Genomic DNA, 16246 nt, shown 5'->3' with positions numbered 1-16246 from the left:
CTCCACAAGGATGTCATATACTTCGACCGGGAGAAAGAAGGAACTATAGTAGAGATAGCCATGCAGTACACTGACAGCTATAATGAGTCAGTGTATTCCTTCGCCAATAATATAAACACGCATGAGGGTGGCACGCATCTTGTGGGATTCAAGGCAGCACTTACCAGAGTTGCCAATGATTACATCAAGAAGAACAACCTTGCCAAAGGTGATGATAAGCTCTCTGGAGAAGACATAAGGGAAGGTTTGACCGCTATCATCAATGTGAAACTTACCGAGCCCCAGTTCGAAGGACAGACCAAGACCAAGCTTGGAAACAGTGATGTCAAAGGCATTGTTGAATCAATGGTCTCTGAAGGACTTGCCGAGTTCATGGAGGAGAATCCAAAGATCGCAAATGTGATCCTCCAGAAAGCACTGGATGCCCAGCGTGCAAGGGAAGCAGCCAAAAAGGCAAGAGAACTTACCCGCCGTAAAAATGCTCTTGATATAAGTACCCTGCCTGGAAAACTTGCAGACTGTTCTGAAAAAGACCCATCCCAATGTGAACTCTACCTTGTGGAAGGTGACTCTGCAGGCGGTTCTGCCAAACAGGGACGTGACAGGCGTTTTCAGGCTATATTGCCGTTCCGTGGTAAGATCCTCAACGTGGAGAAATCCAGACTCTCCCGCATACTAAAAAACAATGAAGTGCTCTCCCTTATCACTGTTATGGGTACAGGCATAGGAGACGATTACGATGTCAGCAGAGCCCGGTACCACAGGGTCATAATCATGACGGATGCGGATGTGGATGGTGCTCACATAAGAACTCTTATACTTACTTTGTTCTTCAGGTACATGCGCCCGCTAATTGATGCCGGATATGTATACATTGCACAGCCTCCTCTCTATCGTATCAAAAAAGGTCAATCTGAGCACTATGTGTATTCTGACAGGGAACTCAATGCAAAAATACAGGAGGTTGGAGAGAAAGGTCTCTATATTCAGCGTTACAAGGGTCTGGGAGAAATGAATCCCGGACAGTTATGGGAAACCACAATGAATCCCGAAACCAGGACCATACTGCAGGTCACCTTGGAGGATGCAGTGGCTGCGGATGAAATGTTCTCCATCCTCATGGGTGATGAGGTGGAGCCCCGCAAGAACTTCATCATGAGAAATGCCAAACAGGTCACCAACCTGGACATTTGAGGTGTAGCACATGCCAGATGATAATAAAGAAAATAATGTAATTGAAGACAACTCTCTGGATACCCAGCCCACGGAAACCGGTGAAAAGGTAGTTCCTATCCTCATAGAGGACGAGATGAAGAACTCCTACATCGATTATGCCATGAGCGTAATTGTGGGACGTGCCCTGCCTGATGCAAGAGATGGTTTGAAACCTGTGCACAGGAGGATACTTTACTCCATGTATGAAGCAGGCATCACCCACGACAAGCCCTATAAGAAGTCTGCCCGTGTAGTGGGAGACGTGCTGGGTAAATATCACCCTCATGGTGATTCTGCTGTGTATGAAAGTATTGTAAGGATGGTGCAGGAGTTCTCCCTGCGTTATCCATTGATAGATGGTCAGGGTAACTTCGGTTCCATTGATGGTGACTCTGCTGCTGCCATGCGTTACACCGAGGCACGCATGAGCAGGGCCTCTGATGAAATGCTCCAGGACCTGGATAAAGAAACGGTCCTGATGATCCCTAACTATGATGGTTCCCTGCAAGAGCCTACGGTGCTGCCAGCAAAACTGCCGAACCTGCTGATCAACGGTTCCACAGGTATTGCAGTAGGTATGGCCACTAACATGGCACCCCATAACCTGGGAGAAGTTGTGGATGCAACCCTCATGCTTATAGAAAATCCTTCTTCCACTATACATGACCTCATGATGGTGCTCAAAGGTCCGGATTTCCCCACAGGTGGAACTATCCTGGGCATGCATGGCATAAGGGAAGCCTATGAGACCGGCAGAGGCAGGATACAGCTGAGGGCTGTAGCTACCATAGAGGAAATAAGAAAGGACAAGAACGCTATCATTGTAAGTGAGATACCCTATCAGGTCAACAAGTCCAAACTCATTGAGGATATCGCATTACTTGTGAGGGAGAAAAAGATAGTAGGCATCTCAGATCTAAGAGATGAGTCAGACCGCGACGGTATCCGGGTTGTCATAGAGATCAGCAGGGGTACTGATCCTAATGTGGTGCTGAACCAATTGTACAAGCACACGCAGATGCAGACAACCTTTGGCATTATCAATCTGGCATTGGTTGACAATGTGCCTCTTGAACTTAATCTTAAGCGTATCTTACAGATCTACCTGGAACATAGGATCGAAATGATCCTGAAACGTACGCAGTTCCAGCTAAGAAAAGCTGAAGAACGTGCTCACATACTGCTAGGTCTGAAGATCGCACTTGACCATCTGGATGCTGTTATTTCTCTTATCCGTGCTTCCAGAACTGTTGAAGAGGCAAGGTCTGGTCTAATAGCTAACTTTGGATTGGATGAGATACAGGCAAAGGCTATCCTCGACATGCGTCTGCAGAAACTTACCGGTCTTGAAAGGCAGAAAGTGGAAGATGAGTATGCGGAACTGATGCGGCTGATCGCTGAGTATATGTCCATCATCGAGAGCGACGAAAAGAAATATGCCATTATCAAGGCCGAACTTTCTGAGCTAAAGCAAAAATATAACAATGAGCGCAGAACGCAGATCAAGGCTTCACATGTGGAGCTTGATCTTGAAGACCTCATACCTCAGGAAGAGGTAATAGTTACCATTACCAACAGTGGGTACGTTAAACGCCTGCCTGTAAGCACATATTCCCAGCAGCGCCGGGGAGGTAAAGGTGTTATTGGTATGGAAACCAAGGAAGAGGATTTCGTAGAGAATATCTTCGTTGCTTCCAGTCATGACTACATCCTTTTCTTCACTAATAAGGGAAGACTATACTGGAAGAAGGTCTATGAAATCCCTGAGGGAAGCAGGCAGTCCAAAGGTAAAGCCATAGTCAATCTGCTGGAACTGGGAGAAGGAGAATATGTTACTGCTATGATCCCAGTCACGGAGTTCTCAGATGATAGGTATCTATTTATGGCCACACGCTCGGGAACTGTTAAAAAGTCATCCCTGTCGGATTTCAGCAATCCTCGCAAGGGGGGCATCATCGCAGTCACTTTGCTGGAAGATGACGAGCTTGTGAACGTGGCACTAACAGACGGGTCAAAAGACATGGTGTTGGTCTCAAGGCACGGAAAAGCTATTCGTTTCTCTGAGAACGATGTCCGGCCCATGGGCAGAAGTGCACGGGGTGTACGCGGTATTAACCTTGAACAGGGAGATAAGGTTGTAAGCCTGGATGTGGTAGATGAGAGCTCCACCTTGTTGACCATAACGGAGAACGGGTTTGGCAAGCGTACTGAGTTCGGGGAATATCGTACAATGCACCGGGGAGGTATGGGCGTCATTACTATAGTGACAAGCCTGCGTAACGGGCCGGTGGTCAATGTTAAAGCTGTGCGTGAGGAAGATGAGGTGATGATCACCAGTTCCGAAGGTATCGTTATCCGTATCCCGGTCAAAGATATCAGGGTACAGGGCAGGAATACCCAGGGTGTTAAGATAATGGATGTACGCCAAGGCGATAAAGTGGTAGGTGTGGCGCGCATAGAGCCAGAGGACGGAGAGGAGAAGTAATGCTTATAAGCATTACCTTCAATTAGGAACATTTATTTATACGTGGGCGCGTAGGATGTCCAAGATAGAATAACAGGATGATAATTATGGAACTTGAGAAACTGAGACATGGTACTGAACTGATAAAGCGCGGTTTTGCCAGCATGCAAAAAGGTGGTGTCATAATGGATGTGACAAATCCCGAGCAGGCAAAGATAGCAGAGGATGCCGGAGCAGTTGCGGTCATGGCTCTTCAGGCCGTGCCAGCTGATATAAGAAAGGCCGGGGGTGTTGCAAGGATGGCAGATCCCCAGATAATAACGGAGATAATTGAATGTGTCACTATTCCTGTGATGGCAAAGGCACGCATAGGGCATTTTGTGGAAGCTGATATCTTACAGGCTCTTGGAGTTGATATGGTGGACGAGTCTGAGGTGCTTACACCTGCAGATGAAAAGTTCCATATCGATAAGACACAGTTCACTGTTCCTTTCGTGTGCGGAGCCCGTAACCTGGGAGAAGCGCTGCGCAGGATCAACGAAGGTGCAGCAATGATACGTACCAAGGGTGAAGCAGGTACCGGAGACGTAAGGGAAGCTGTCCGCCATATGAAACAGATCACAGGAGAGATAAGGTCTCTTGCAAGTAAGACGAAAGAAGAACTGATCTTGACGGCCCGTGAGATAGAGGCACCTATAGAACTCGTGATCGAGACTGCACAGTTACAGAGGTTACCAGTTGTGAACTTTGCAGCAGGCGGCGTGGCAACACCGGCAGATGCAGCCCTTATGATGAGACTGGGTGCTGATGGTGTGTTTGTAGGTTCCGGTATCTTCAAGGCAGAGAAACCTGAACTTATGGCATCGGCCATAGTGGAAGCAGTTAACAACTATGACAATGCGCAGGTGCTTGCAGAGATATCCAAGGGTATTGGTGCCGGCATGAAGGGCATCAGCACGGATACCATCCCTCCTGAGCAGGCTTTGCAGACAAGAGGATGGTAAATCCTCTTCTTTTTCAGGGTGTATGCATTGCGTATAGGTGTTATAGCAATACAGGGTAATGTTTCTGAGCATGTTGAAGCTCTTGAGCGTGCTATCTCCGAAAGAGAGGAAGAGGCGGAAATCATCACTATAAAGCACAAAGGTCTTGTTCCAACCTGTGATGCTCTGGTACTGCCCGGAGGGGAGAGTACCACACTCGGCAGGCTGCTTGTAAGAGAAGGTATTGTCGATGAGATCAGGGCAATGCATGCAGCCGGTATGCCTATTATGGGTACTTGTGCAGGTCTTATCCTGCTTGCAAAGGAAGGTGATGAGCAGGTAAGGAAGACCCATCAGCATCTGCTTGGACTGATGGACACACAGGTTAACAGGAACGCATTTGGAAGGCAGCGCGAATCCTTTGAGACTGAGCTTGACCTGGCTTTCCTTGAATCTCCATACAACGCTGTTTTCATCAGGGCTCCTGCTATCACACTTGCCGGAAAGGATGTGAAGGTGCTGGGAACCATCGATAATGTGATAGTGGCCGCAGAACAGGGAAATTTATTTGCACTGGCATTCCATCCGGAACTTACCTCAGACAGCAGGGTGCATCAGTATTTCCTTGACAAGGTATTTTGAAAGAAAAAGCTCATTTTTCCTGCATATGCTCCTTTACGTCATAAGTGAAGAGTTCCTCAATAGGAACTCCGAACAAATACGAGAGTTTGAATGCAAGTTCAAGAGAAGGATCGTATTTTTCCTTTTCAATGGCATGTATGGTCTGCCTTGTTACCTGCAGCTTTTCGGCCAGAGCTTCCTGGGTGAGATCGTGAATAGCTCTGTAGACCTTGATTCTGTTCTTCATCCTATGCCTCGTATTTCCTGTTGTAGTACGAGTAAAAGATGGCATAAAGCACTATGATGAGACAACTTGCGTATGCAAGGAAAAAGCCAAGGTCCATATACTGAGGGTATGTGTTCCTCATTGCTATGAGGATGGCACCAACCGTGGCAAAACAGATGGCAATCAGTTTAAGTGTCAGCGTGGAAGCCAGATGATTGATATGAAAGTTCATTTCATCTTCTACAACCCCTTTAACTGTTCTTTTGACAAGATATAGGACAGCCATGCCCGCAAACATACCTCCGCCTGCGAGTATAGGATTTCCTATGGAAGATGCAAATCCAATTATTGCTCCGACAACCATCACAATTATAAGTGAGACAACTTTGAATTGGTTTTTCTTCATATTGAACCCCATGTTTATTTAAAACAACATTTTGTAAATAGTACATAACTAAATGTAATGTTTACTTGACATTAAGTAGAAGTAGTATTTATATGTACTGAAGATATGAAAAAACGAGCCAAAGATTCATCTTTTATACTTTGTTATATGATAATCTTGATATCAAGCAGGTGATACCATGGTAAAACTCAATTCAGAGATGAAAGATGCATTTTCCAAAATGAGGATATTCCCGCTGGCAACGGCTTCAAAGGATGGCGTTCCCAATGTTATACCCATAGGTTTCTGTAAATTGCAGGAAGACGATGAAACGGTCTGGATCGCAGACAACTTTTTCCTTAAAACACTTGAAAACCTCAGGGAAAATCCCAGAGTTGCCCTGTACGTATGGGGACCTGAGACCCAGGGATGTTTCCAGATAAAAGGGCCCATAGAGATCAAAACAAGTGGCGAGAATTACGAAAAAATGTACAAGATGGTCAAATCCATGGGCGACAGGTTCCCTGCAAGAAGCCTTGTGGTCATGAAGATCACTGAAGTATACGAGTGCAGATCAGGGCCTGACGCAGGTAAAAAACTGCTCTGACCCGATCATTCCTTTTTTGTTTCAAATAAGGGGACCTCAGAGACTTCCCATTCGGCTTCAAGTAAGTGCTTCATGATGGAAACAAATTCTTTTCCATTGGACCAGATAGCTGTGAGATCCTCCCGTGAACCAACTTCTTTCTTCAGGTCTATCAGGATCTCGGAACAATCTACCAGAATAGCTCCTCCCTTTCTGAATTGTTCGTCTTTGATAGTATACAACCTGAGTTCTGCATCCGGGATGAGCGCTGCTATATCCCTTAATTCATCCAGTGAATAAGTGATCATACGTACTTTGACACCTTCAACGATCTTGCGATTGAATACCTCGACAAGTTCCTTATGATGCTTTTCTATCACCGGGTACACATTCTCAAGGTCCCGGAAGGCCGGATGAGGCGTTTCTACTATAATTTCGGACCTTGCACTACAAATAACCTGGATTATCCTGTCAGTTACATTTTTCAGGCCATTTATAGTCCAGACAACTTCTTCCTGAAGGACATTTTCCTCACTTGAGTAGATCTCTTCAAGTTTTTCGAGAGCTAACTCTGACTCCTGCTCGAAATCTTTTTTCATCTTCTGAATGGCTTCTTCAGGAGACATACATTTGTATCGCATGGGCTTTGTATGCTGCACTTCAATAAGACCGCGTTCAGCGAGTTTTTTTAGTACTCCATATACAGCAGGTCTTGGTATGCCTGAGAAAATATGAAGATCAGTGGCTGTGCCGCTACCATGCCTGGTAAGCGCCATAAAGACCTTTGCCTCGTATTCCGTAAGTCCTAAGTTCCTAAGAGAATCAATAAGCGAATACATGAACCTTTTATCCTGTAAATTAAGGACAGAGGGCTAGTTTGTGCCCATCTGTTACTTTTTCTGTTTCTTGTAGATGAAGAAACCTCCCGCAGCGACCACCACTATTGCAATGACCACGAACAAGCCGATGTAATCTGACAATGATTCACCAAAAGAGCGTGCAGGCAATGTTTCAGTCTTTATCTTAATGGTATCTGATATCTGGCTGTGCCCATCTTCATCCTCATATTTTATCTCACTATTGATGGAGTAAGCTTTGGCAACTGCCATTTCATCAACCTTCAGCTTAAATAGAGCATCTGCCGTCTGTCCGGGTTCTAATGTGCCCAGGAAAGCCTGGTCATCTGTAGTACTGAACGGATCATCGACACTAATTCTGACAGTAGCATCTTTTGCTGCCATCTCGCCTGTGTTCTTATAGGTAACACGAAGCATCCCATCTGCATCGGCATAGAGTTTACCTGTGGCATTGACCACTTCGAAGTCAGCCTCATTGTCTACCTTTATGCTGATCGTCTGGTTCTGCTGACCCACTGAGTACCACAGACCTACTTCCATATTAGTGATACCCAGATCCGTCTCATCATCACCGCTTATCTGCACGTCCTGTTGATATCCATAATACAGTTGCAGATTTAAGGGATAAGTGCCTGCGGGAGCGTTCTTGGAGACTTCTATGTTAAACTGAACAGGGTCTTCAGTTTGCTGTCCCGAGGGTAGAGAACCTGCTTCCTGCGGTCCGGATTTTACAGTTATATAGGGGCTTTCAGAATTAAGGATAGCTACGATGCCAATAGCAGTTGTTCGCTGAGCTTCATAGTTCATCTCTGTCATCTGTATCTTCTGCTCAAGGTCATCAAGGTCATCTTTATCAGCTTCATCCTTGAACCCACTGATCACACCTTTGTTCATAAGATTGAGGTCTATCGTGACCGTGTCCCCACGGGAATACTCATTATCTCCTATCAGAGTAGCAGTTACGTTCGGTGCGCCGTAGACCACATAGTAGTTATCATCAAAATTGAAGAATTCCGGTAACTGTGCGTATGCAGGTATTGTAATAGAAATTACCAGAAGTAGAAATGCTAGGACATTGATAACATTTTTCAGGCTTTTCATTCTATCCCTCTGTTCTTTTGGTTCATGCTCCTTAATATGTTCTTAAAGATCAACACTATTAACGTAATAATGATTCCGGCAATCGCAATGCCGGTTATGTTCAATTTATCTTCAGCAGGTATGACTGCCACATCCACTTTCATATTGCTCGAATATGCAATTTCACCATCTGTATCGATGTACTTGATCTCACTGTCCAGTCCATATGTCTTCTCCACGGCTGCAAGTTCAGCGGAGATCACAAATGATGCAGTTTTGCTAAAACCGGGGTCTATAGTACCAAGGGGTTGCATGGATCTGTCACAGGAGAGTGGTTTCATGGCAACGATCCTGGCAGCAGCATCTGTGGCCGGAAGTTCTCCGGTGTTTGTGTAGGTGACATTTATGGTACTTGTACCACCTGCTGAAAGCTGCCCTGTTATTTCAGTGACCTCTAATCTGGGTTCGGGTTCTATTATCATCGGGATTGTCAGGGTTTTGTTGGCAGCCTGATAATAGGTTTCGTGATCCGTTGCAGGCAGACCCAGGATGGCTGTACTTCCCTCAGTCATTCGTACATCTTTTTGATACTCATATGCAAGAGGAAGAACCAACATATACACACCTGCAGGCGCGTTGTCCGAGACCGTTAGCGTAAATACCAGAGGATCATCAGGTAATTGTCCCGGAAATACTTCTTCAAGGGTTTGACTGCTCGTGATCGGATCAACATCTATGTATTCAGAATTGGTCAACAGTGTAGTTTTCACACCATAAGCAACGGTGCGGCGAGCTTCGTATTCCAGTTCCTTGATGGCAAGAGCCTGCTTTGTTTCGGAAGTGCCAACACCTTGTGCACTCTTTGCACCGTATAGTACTCCCCTATTGGAAATTACGATCTTTATGTCTCTCGTTTCCCCTCTTTTGAGTTCCGTATCCCCAAGCACCGAGGCATAAAGATCCGGTTCTCCATAACTTGTGTAAAAGTTAGTAGTCTGCTCATATGTAGCTGGTAAGAATTCCTTTGCAGAAGCAGGGTATACTTCCACAATTGAAAGCATGCTAAGCACAACCATAACTGTCAGAATGAAAGAAAACTGTGTGAAAACTTTTAGTCCTAATGTACTTTTCATGTGGCGCTAACCTCCGTTACCCTGGCATGGCTAGTATTTGTGTTTTTCATTCTCTTCTTCAAGATCCTCTGTTCTCTATGCTTGTCCAGCAAGACCAATACAGGCGGGAATACAACGAATGTGGCGAACAATGCCAACGTTACATCGATGACCGTAATAAAACCAAAATTGCTGGTCATACTAAAAGGAGAAGCGATCAATGCAGCAAAACCAAAGACTGTGGTAAGTCCTGAACTTACAATAGCTTTTCCCATCTTAATGCTTGCCACATGCATAGCTTCCTCAGGTGTGGCGCCTTTATCCTTTTCTTCAAAATACCTCTCCATCATGAGGATGGCATATTCAGAACCTACGCCAAGGATAAGTGCACCAAGGGTTGCTGTCATGGGAGTGTACTCAAGACCTGCATAGTACATGATGCCTCCAGACCAGCCTATAACTATTAACATCGTAATGACCGGGGTTAAAGCCTTCAGATTGTCTCTGTAAATTACCAGCAGTCCTATGAACACAAAAACCAGACCCAGCATTGTCATCAGCATACGACCTGAAGTAAGTGCACCGATCACCTCAAAGAAAACTACTGAGCCTCCGGTAATAGTAACAGTGGTACCAGGAGGTGGTACGAACCATTTAATATCTTCTTTTACCGTATCCGAAAGCTCTGATATGCCTTCAAGTCCCAATTCACCCATGGCATTGCCGATGTTAAGATCGAGCACCATTATGTTCCCGCCATGAATATAACGTTCTTTCTGGGTATCTGACATCTGTGCATATAGATGCTTTACTTCTTCGGCAGTGTCCGGGATCTCGCCACCGTTCATCTCCTTTACGAGAGGCACGATACTACTGGACCCATAGATGTGGGATCTGCCTTCGACCTCGTGCTCTGCGAAATCATCCATCCATTGAAGAAGATTGGGATCTGCATTGTTGTCTGTTTTGATCACAAGGTTAAGCTCATCGGTCCCTCCCAGTATGCTACCCAGATGTTTCAGGTCCAATAAGGCGGGCATGTCCTGTGGGACAAATGTCTGCACGTCGGTTTGTAGCGGGACCATAGAATCTACATACATGCCTCCAAGACAGGACAAACTTGCAACTATCAGAATGATCCATGGATACTTTAGTGTGAAGGCTGTCATCTGTCCAAGCATACGATCCAACATATCAGGCTGCGCATTGTTGCTGGGATGATCATTCTTCTTGTTGGAGTCTCCTTTTTTCAACTTCGTTCTTGCATCTGCGCGGTGCAGAGCATAGATCACTGTCACTCCCATAAAAAGAGATGCTATAAAACACATCACTATCCCTATGAGAAGGAGCTTTCCAAAATCCTGTATCATTGGCACTGCGGATGTGAACAGGGAAACAAATCCTAAGGCTGTAATGATCAAAGCTATCAGCACTGCAGGACCAATGTGCTTTATAGTTTGTACTACGGCCTCTGCAGCATCTTCTCCTTTACCAAGTTCTTCCTCTATGCGATTATGGAACTGGATAGCATAGTCGATACCAAGTCCGATGAGCACAGGAAAAGCTGCCATAGAAACCATTGTCATGGGAATCTCCAGAAAACCCATTGCGCCGAAAGTGAATATGATACCGAGCAGCACAATAGGCAAAGGGAGCAATCTCCATCTGACGTGTTTGAATACCAGATAGAGCACCACCATCATGAGTATGGCCGATATGCCAAGCAAAGGTCCCATACTCGAGTTCATCTCATAATTAAGCGCGATGTTAAAAGCGGGATCTCCGGTAACTATTACATTGTAATCCGGGGGAAACTCAGCAAAGGCAACAGATGCTTCCGTTTCCTGCAATATTTCTTCCTGCATCTGGTCCGTAGCACTGCCTTCTATCACCACTGACATGAATGCATGAGTGTCATCCGGCATAAGGGCAGAGGGCATGTATGAAGCTACGATGCGCTTTATTGTAGCTTCATCATCCGGTATTTCTGAATTTCCGGTCATTTCATAGTTAACTTGTTTTATTACAGTGGAAGGAGAAGTTACTTCAATTACACCGGGTATGTCCTGAGCTGACCGCTGGGATCTGTCCAGGGCTTTGATGAGTTCCGGATTTGTGATATCCGTGCCTTCTATCATCACAACTATGGACTGGGTACTAAAGAGATTCAGGTAAAGATGATCAAAATCCTGATAGAGTTTGGAGCTCTTTTCAACAAATGTATCGGTCCCTGATTTCATTTCAATGAGCTGAGCTCCCTGCAGAGAGAGGACTATTAACAGCAGTGCAATAAGTCCGATAGCCACCGAGTTGTCCTCAATGAAGACCCCTAGTTTTTCAAATATGCCTTTTATAAAGATCCCTCTCAACTGTCTCAGCTTTCTGTAAGAATATGAGTCATATAAGAGGAGTCTTATATTTATAGTTTTTTAAAAAATACAATTTTGTTGTTATTAAAATAACAACTGAGAATCATGATAACTATTTGCATATGTAGTACCCTATAGTTCATAGGTAAAGCAACTGAGAGATGGAAAAGAGAGATCGAACACTCAAATTATGATGGGCTTGAAAAAGCTGGTCTGCGGATAGGCATAATGGGATGATCCCTTATACTAACATTCATCCTCAATCAGGAATATTCCCTTGTCGGACTGCTTATATCTTAAAAATCGATATTAAGATTCAATGCTGACAGAAAGCTGGCGAATACATTCTTATAGGTACCCTAACAAGCCTGACGATCTCTGCAGGAGTGGAGCATATAACTTTATGGCTCCTGAAAATAACAAGTTAAGTATTGGACTTAAAGAAAAATAGCACCCGGAGGAGATATAGAAAATATAAAAAGTGAATGATCCTTAACCCGGATCACTCTTCGGTTTTGCCGCCACCGATAATCTCTTCGATGGATTTTTCGCCGTATTCAACAACCTTGGTGTTGATCTGAACGATGTTAGGTGAGATCTCCTTGCCATGCATAGTCTTTCTGCGACGCATCCCATCGGCTTTAGGTGAATAACCCACGCCTGTGGCGACAAGGATCTTTTTCCTCTTTGGGCCCGGAAGGTCTGGTCTCATGACCATTCCACTCTTGTCACTTCCTCCTGTGATCAACAGTTTGTATCCGGAGAGACCCACTACAGAACCATCAATGTCCTGACCTATTATCTTTCCTATGAACTTGTTTGCTTCAGGTCCCTTCACGTCGAACTGGTAACTCTTTGTCTTTGGGTCTGAAACAACTACTTTAAAATCTGCCAACTTTATTCCTCCAAATAGTTTTAAACTCTTGTAATTAACTTAATATGATGTCTATATTCACTTTGCCCAGAATGGGTTTTCCCTTCTTTTAATGTCCAGGAACGCATCTAAAGCTTCCACTTCATCCGCAGAAAGGGAATCGCATATTTCATGCTCAAGTATCTTTGCATGCCTTTCAGGCACATTCACGTAAAGAATGTCTTCCTCTTTTATCTGGCGTCCGACCGTCGGTCCTTCAATGGCCATGGCTACTTCCATTCCTGTCCTTGCAGTACCGATGTTCTCACCCCTTAATTGCAGGCCCTTGATCTTACCAACGACCACACCATCAGCATTTGTGATCTCGGTATTTGTCCTTACGATCCCTGATCTGATCTTTACTCCGACAACCGCAGGCTTACTCTGTCTGAAAACACAGTCACGCATTATCTGGAAGACAGCAGGCTTGATAATGGTCTCAGAAATGTTCTTTTCAGAAAGTTCTTTTTGCTCCTCGATCCAATCCTTATAGTCATCAATGAGCCTGTAGATCACGTCATTGACGAATAATCTGATGTTGGACAGCTGAGCTTTTTCCTTGGCGTCAGGCAATATCTTTACGTTGAATCCTACAAGCACCGAGTATTGTGGATCTTCTATAGCTGAGACTTCAACTATGTCACGATGGGTTATATCGCCGACATCAGCTTTCCTTATGGGTATCTCTTCTTTTTTAAGCTCATTAACAAGAGCTTCAAGAGAACCTATAGTATCGGCTTTGATGGTGATACCCATTATATCAGTATCAATGTGTACTGCATCCACTTCCTGCTTGATGTCCCGGACGATCTTATCAATGGTTTCTGCAGTAGCAACTCTCAAAGGTGTTCCTGCAAGGGCTCCGTCAAGGTTTGGGGCTGAGATCTTTATTCCGGCAGCTGCAATTACTTTGTCAACCTGCTGGAACTTCTCTTCGGACTTGATCTCAGACAATGGCCTGGGTTTCAGAATGGCCCGTACTTTGGTCTGGATAGGTTCACCAAGGCTCCCGAGAACTATAGTATCGCCTTTCTGTAACATCCCGTCATAAAGTATCAGATCCACGGTAGTACCAAGGCCACGCTCTTCCTTCACTTCAAGTACGGTTCCTACCCCCGGGCCAGTGGCATCATACTGTAGATTGGCTTCCAGGAATTTCTGTGCCAATCCCAGCAACACCATTAGTACATCTGGTATTCCTTCTCCGGTATGTCCGCTTATGGGGATCACACCGATCGTACGCTGGAAGTCCTTTATCCGATCATAGCGGTCAGCATTGAATCCGATATTAAATAGCTCACCTATGACCTCGTAGAATTTATTATCCAGATATCCTTTCACATGTTCTGCCTGTTTATTGTAGCTTACAAGGAAAGGTGCATTTGGCGTGGGATTCCACCCATGTATCCTATCGATCTTGTTGGCCACGACCACAAAAGGAGTTTTGAAACGTTTCAGGATCTGCAGGCTTTCTATTGTCTGCGGTTTGAAACCCTCGTTAATATCGACTACCACAATAGCAAGATCAGCGAGTGCTCCTCCGCGACTGCGCAGGGAAGTGAATGCATGGTGCCCAGGTGTATCAATGAACAACAAGCCAGGCACAAAAAATCTTTCCCTTAGGGAAGGATTACCGCATTTCTCAACAATTACATCTATAGGCACTTCAGTAGCACCAATATGCTGGGTAATTGCACCTGCTTCACCGGCAGCCACCGAACTTCCTCGGATCTTATCAAGCAGGGTGGTCTTCCCGTGGTCTACGTGCCCCATCACAGATACTATTGGAGTTCGTAAATTCTTCCTATCTACCATGAGAAACCCCTTCTATTACTCTTTCTTTGAGATTTGTAGAATTGTAGGGAGCAGGTTATTCTCCATACCTGTCACAGAAAAGTTTAGGATAAACATGTATGGTGAACACCAGATGGATCCCTGCTTACTCGTACAGCCATGCTTCATCTATTTTCTTATACCCTGTAACCTCAGTGTCCTTAAAATGGATGGAGATCTCACGCTTTGCAGCTTCGGATGAATCAGAAGCATGCACTATATTCCTTCCGGTCTCAACTGCAAGATCACCACGGATAGTGCCAGGCAATGCATTCACAGGATTGGTGGCTCCGTTGATACTTCTCATGATCGCGATGGAATTCTTACCTTCAATAACCATGGACACAGATGGTCCGGAAGTAACATATTCTATAAGGGAGTGGAAAAAGGGTCTTTCAGAATGCTCCTTATAATGCTCCTTTGCACTATTTTTGTCCATGACGCTCATACGCATGGCTGCGACCTTGAGCCCTTTTCTTTCTATCCTTAAGATGATCTCGCCTATCAGGCCTCTCTGCACACCGTCTGGCTTTATCATCACATAAGTCTGTTCCATTTTGACACCAGCTCAGGCTTTCTTGAGGTGGATCCTGCCCTGTTCTGTCCAGACAGTACGCCTTGGAAGCCTTCCAAGCATGAAGTTGTTCTCGCACTTGGATGAACAGAAATAATATGTAGATCCATCTTTCTTGGCGAACAATTTCCCTGTACCTGGCTCGAGCAACTCACCGCAGAAAGAACATTTTCTCTGTTCCATTCATATCACCTTGTAGTGAGCTTCTTGGCTTCTCTTGAGGTCTCCATGAGCATGAAGATATCCCCAATCCTTACGGGCCCGACACTGTTGCGGGTAATTATGCGGCCCTTGTCCCTGCCTTCCAGGACCCTGCACTGGATCTGGCTGGCTTCACCGTGCATACCGGTATTTCCGATAACATCGATGACCTCTGCCGCATATCCTGTATCATCATCTGCCATTGTCTATACCTCCTGGGAATTTATTTCAGGGCGTTGACCTTCTGGACGATGTCGTCAATAAGCTCTGCACCCTTTCCGGCATCTATAATAGCTACTGTTGCACAATTCACGCCAATGCCACAGGCAGCTCCGAGTTCCTTCTGCTGCTTGACAAATATGTAGGGTGCGTTCTTTTCTTCACACAGTATAGGAATGTGAGCAATGATCTCCTCAGGCTGAATGTCCTCTGCGATAACTGCAAGTTTAACAATACCTCTTTCAATTGCTTTTGTAACTTCGTTAGTACCTTTTTTGAGTTTACCGGTGTCTCTTGCGAGTTCAACGCTCTCGAGGGCTTTGTCAGCGAGCTCTACTGGAATATCGAATTTTTTTGCCATATTATTTATCTCCTTCAAAACCATGAATACATTTCATAGTCTTTCATCATTCATTGTAGCTCCGGGATCGATCTTGACCGGAACCGATCTGGCTTAATGATCTTCAACTGCCTGTATTAGTTGCCTTTTAAAGGAACTTGCATCAAGCGTTGGCTATCAATCGCTGCATTTATTTATATACCTTGCGGCAAAATGCTAACGTAGCCTGCGCAGAAGGTTTTGTTAGAACAAAAGTCTTTCCGTTGAA

17 protein-coding genes are annotated in these 16246 nt (G+C 45.0%); 5 read left to right on the top strand and 12 right to left on the bottom strand.

Features of this window, described 5'->3' with window-relative positions; translation table 11 throughout:
- From ACCM36_RS00210 to pdxT, 4 genes are all read left to right on the top strand, one after another.
- Positions 1-1194: toprim domain-containing protein (locus ACCM36_RS00210; RefSeq protein ID WP_370571684.1), on the top strand; the 1194-nt coding region annotated here is incomplete at its 5' end.
- Positions 1195-1204: 10 nt separating this feature from the next.
- Positions 1205-3700, top strand: coding sequence for a DNA gyrase subunit A (gene gyrA / locus ACCM36_RS00205; protein WP_370571683.1), 2496 nt, complete (start codon positions 1205-1207; stop codon positions 3698-3700).
- Positions 3701-3786: 86 nt separating this feature from the next.
- A complete protein-coding gene (gene pdxS, locus ACCM36_RS00200) occupies positions 3787-4683 on the top strand; it encodes a pyridoxal 5'-phosphate synthase lyase subunit PdxS (protein ID WP_370571682.1) in 897 nt (298 codons plus the stop codon).
- 27 nt (positions 4684-4710) lie between these two features.
- Complete coding sequence (gene pdxT, locus ACCM36_RS00195; protein ID WP_370571681.1) at positions 4711-5304, top strand: pyridoxal 5'-phosphate synthase glutaminase subunit PdxT; 594 nt, start codon at positions 4711-4713, stop codon at positions 5302-5304.
- A gap of 10 nt (positions 5305-5314) precedes the next feature.
- On the opposite strand, the gene ACCM36_RS00190 is transcribed toward pdxT, so the two are convergent.
- Complete coding sequence (locus ACCM36_RS00190; RefSeq protein ID WP_370571680.1) at positions 5315-5530, bottom strand: helix-turn-helix transcriptional regulator; 216 nt, start codon at positions 5528-5530, stop codon at positions 5315-5317.
- Position 5531: 1 nt separating this feature from the next.
- Positions 5532-5915: a DUF2178 domain-containing protein gene (locus tag ACCM36_RS00185; protein WP_370571679.1), complete on the bottom strand. Its 384-nt coding sequence runs from the start codon at positions 5913-5915 to the stop codon at positions 5532-5534.
- Between the two features lie 178 nt (positions 5916-6093).
- Here ACCM36_RS00185 and ACCM36_RS00180 point away from each other — a divergent pair, with 178 nt between their 5' ends.
- Positions 6094-6501, top strand: a complete 408-nt coding sequence (locus tag ACCM36_RS00180) for a pyridoxamine 5'-phosphate oxidase family protein (RefSeq protein ID WP_370571678.1) — start codon at positions 6094-6096, stop codon at positions 6499-6501.
- A gap of 5 nt (positions 6502-6506) precedes the next feature.
- Here ACCM36_RS00180 and ACCM36_RS00175 read toward each other — a convergent pair whose 3' ends face one another.
- The 10 genes from ACCM36_RS00175 to rpl7ae all read right to left on the bottom strand — a co-directional run bounded on the left by ACCM36_RS00175 (position 6507) and on the right by rpl7ae (position 15999).
- Positions 6507-7319, bottom strand: coding sequence for a TrmB family transcriptional regulator (locus ACCM36_RS00175; protein ID WP_370571677.1), 813 nt, complete (start codon positions 7317-7319; stop codon positions 6507-6509).
- A gap of 51 nt (positions 7320-7370) precedes the next feature.
- Positions 7371-8438: a COG1361 S-layer family protein gene (locus ACCM36_RS00170; protein ID WP_370571676.1), complete on the bottom strand. Its 1068-nt coding sequence runs from the start codon at positions 8436-8438 to the stop codon at positions 7371-7373.
- A complete protein-coding gene (locus tag ACCM36_RS00165; protein ID WP_370571675.1) occupies positions 8435-9550 on the bottom strand; it encodes a COG1361 S-layer family protein in 1116 nt (371 codons plus the stop codon). Before ACCM36_RS00165 ends, ACCM36_RS00170 begins: the two co-directional genes overlap by 4 nt.
- Positions 9547-11889, bottom strand: coding sequence for a hydrophobe/amphiphile efflux-3 (HAE3) family transporter (locus ACCM36_RS00160; protein ID WP_370571685.1), 2343 nt, complete (start codon positions 11887-11889; stop codon positions 9547-9549). Before ACCM36_RS00160 ends, ACCM36_RS00165 begins: the two co-directional genes overlap by 4 nt.
- A 511-nt stretch (positions 11890-12400) precedes the next feature.
- Entirely contained in the window at positions 12401-12793 is a 393-nt protein-coding gene (locus tag ACCM36_RS00155; protein WP_370571674.1) for a 30S ribosomal protein S6e, read from the bottom strand.
- Between the two features lie 57 nt (positions 12794-12850).
- Positions 12851-14626 carry a translation initiation factor IF-2 gene (infB, locus tag ACCM36_RS00150; RefSeq protein WP_370571673.1) on the bottom strand — a complete coding sequence of 592 codons (1776 nt, stop codon included), beginning with the start codon at positions 14624-14626 and terminating at the stop codon, positions 12851-12853.
- Positions 14627-14750: 124 nt separating this feature from the next.
- Entirely contained in the window at positions 14751-15200 is a 450-nt protein-coding gene (gene ndk / locus ACCM36_RS00145) for a nucleoside-diphosphate kinase (RefSeq protein ID WP_370571672.1), read from the bottom strand.
- Positions 15201-15212: 12 nt separating this feature from the next.
- Entirely contained in the window at positions 15213-15401 is a 189-nt protein-coding gene (locus ACCM36_RS00140) for a 50S ribosomal protein L24e (RefSeq protein WP_370571671.1), read from the bottom strand.
- 5 nt (positions 15402-15406) lie between these two features.
- Positions 15407-15622, bottom strand: a complete 216-nt coding sequence (locus ACCM36_RS00135; protein ID WP_298684737.1) for a 30S ribosomal protein S28e — start codon at positions 15620-15622, stop codon at positions 15407-15409.
- 20 nt (positions 15623-15642) lie between these two features.
- On the bottom strand, positions 15643-15999 hold the full coding sequence (rpl7ae, locus tag ACCM36_RS00130; protein ID WP_370571670.1) for a 50S ribosomal protein L7Ae: 357 nt from the start codon (positions 15997-15999) through the stop codon (positions 15643-15645).
- Between the last annotated feature and the right edge of the window lie 247 nt (positions 16000-16246).

The sequence above is a fragment of the Methanomethylovorans sp. genome, assembly GCF_041305605.1.
Lineage (GTDB): Archaea > Halobacteriota > Methanosarcinia > Methanosarcinales > Methanosarcinaceae > Methanomethylovorans.
The sequence above is the reverse complement of the archived record's forward strand: the minus strand, read 5'-3'. Positions and strand labels throughout refer to the sequence as shown.

Excerpts from the sequence above, each read along its gene's own strand:
- gyrA (WP_370571683.1), top strand. The coding sequence starts at position 1,205 with ATGCCAGATGATAATAAAGAAAATAATGTAATTGAAGACAACTCTCTG.
- pdxS (WP_370571682.1), top strand. The coding sequence starts at position 3,787 with ATGGAACTTGAGAAACTGAGACATGGTACTGAACTGATAAAGCGCGGT.
- ACCM36_RS00190 (WP_370571680.1), bottom strand. The coding sequence starts at position 5,530 with ATGAAGAACAGAATCAAGGTCTACAGAGCTATTCACGATCTCACCCAG.
- ACCM36_RS00185 (WP_370571679.1), bottom strand. The coding sequence starts at position 5,915 with ATGAAGAAAAACCAATTCAAAGTTGTCTCACTTATAATTGTGATGGTT.
- ACCM36_RS00180 (WP_370571678.1), top strand. The coding sequence starts at position 6,094 with ATGGTAAAACTCAATTCAGAGATGAAAGATGCATTTTCCAAAATGAGG.
- ACCM36_RS00175 (WP_370571677.1), bottom strand. The coding sequence starts at position 7,319 with ATGTATTCGCTTATTGATTCTCTTAGGAACTTAGGACTTACGGAATAC.
- ACCM36_RS00170 (WP_370571676.1), bottom strand. The coding sequence starts at position 8,438 with ATGAAAAGCCTGAAAAATGTTATCAATGTCCTAGCATTTCTACTTCTG.
- ACCM36_RS00165 (WP_370571675.1), bottom strand. The coding sequence starts at position 9,550 with ATGAAAAGTACATTAGGACTAAAAGTTTTCACACAGTTTTCTTTCATT.
- infB (WP_370571673.1), bottom strand. The coding sequence starts at position 14,626 with ATGGTAGATAGGAAGAATTTACGAACTCCAATAGTATCTGTGATGGGG.
- ndk (WP_370571672.1), bottom strand. The coding sequence starts at position 15,200 with ATGGAACAGACTTATGTGATGATAAAGCCAGACGGTGTGCAGAGAGGC.
- ACCM36_RS00140 (WP_370571671.1), bottom strand. The coding sequence starts at position 15,401 with ATGGAACAGAGAAAATGTTCTTTCTGCGGTGAGTTGCTCGAGCCAGGT.
- ACCM36_RS00135 (WP_298684737.1), bottom strand. The coding sequence starts at position 15,622 with ATGGCAGATGATGATACAGGATATGCGGCAGAGGTCATCGATGTTATC.
- rpl7ae (WP_370571670.1), bottom strand. The coding sequence starts at position 15,999 with ATGGCAAAAAAATTCGATATTCCAGTAGAGCTCGCTGACAAAGCCCTC.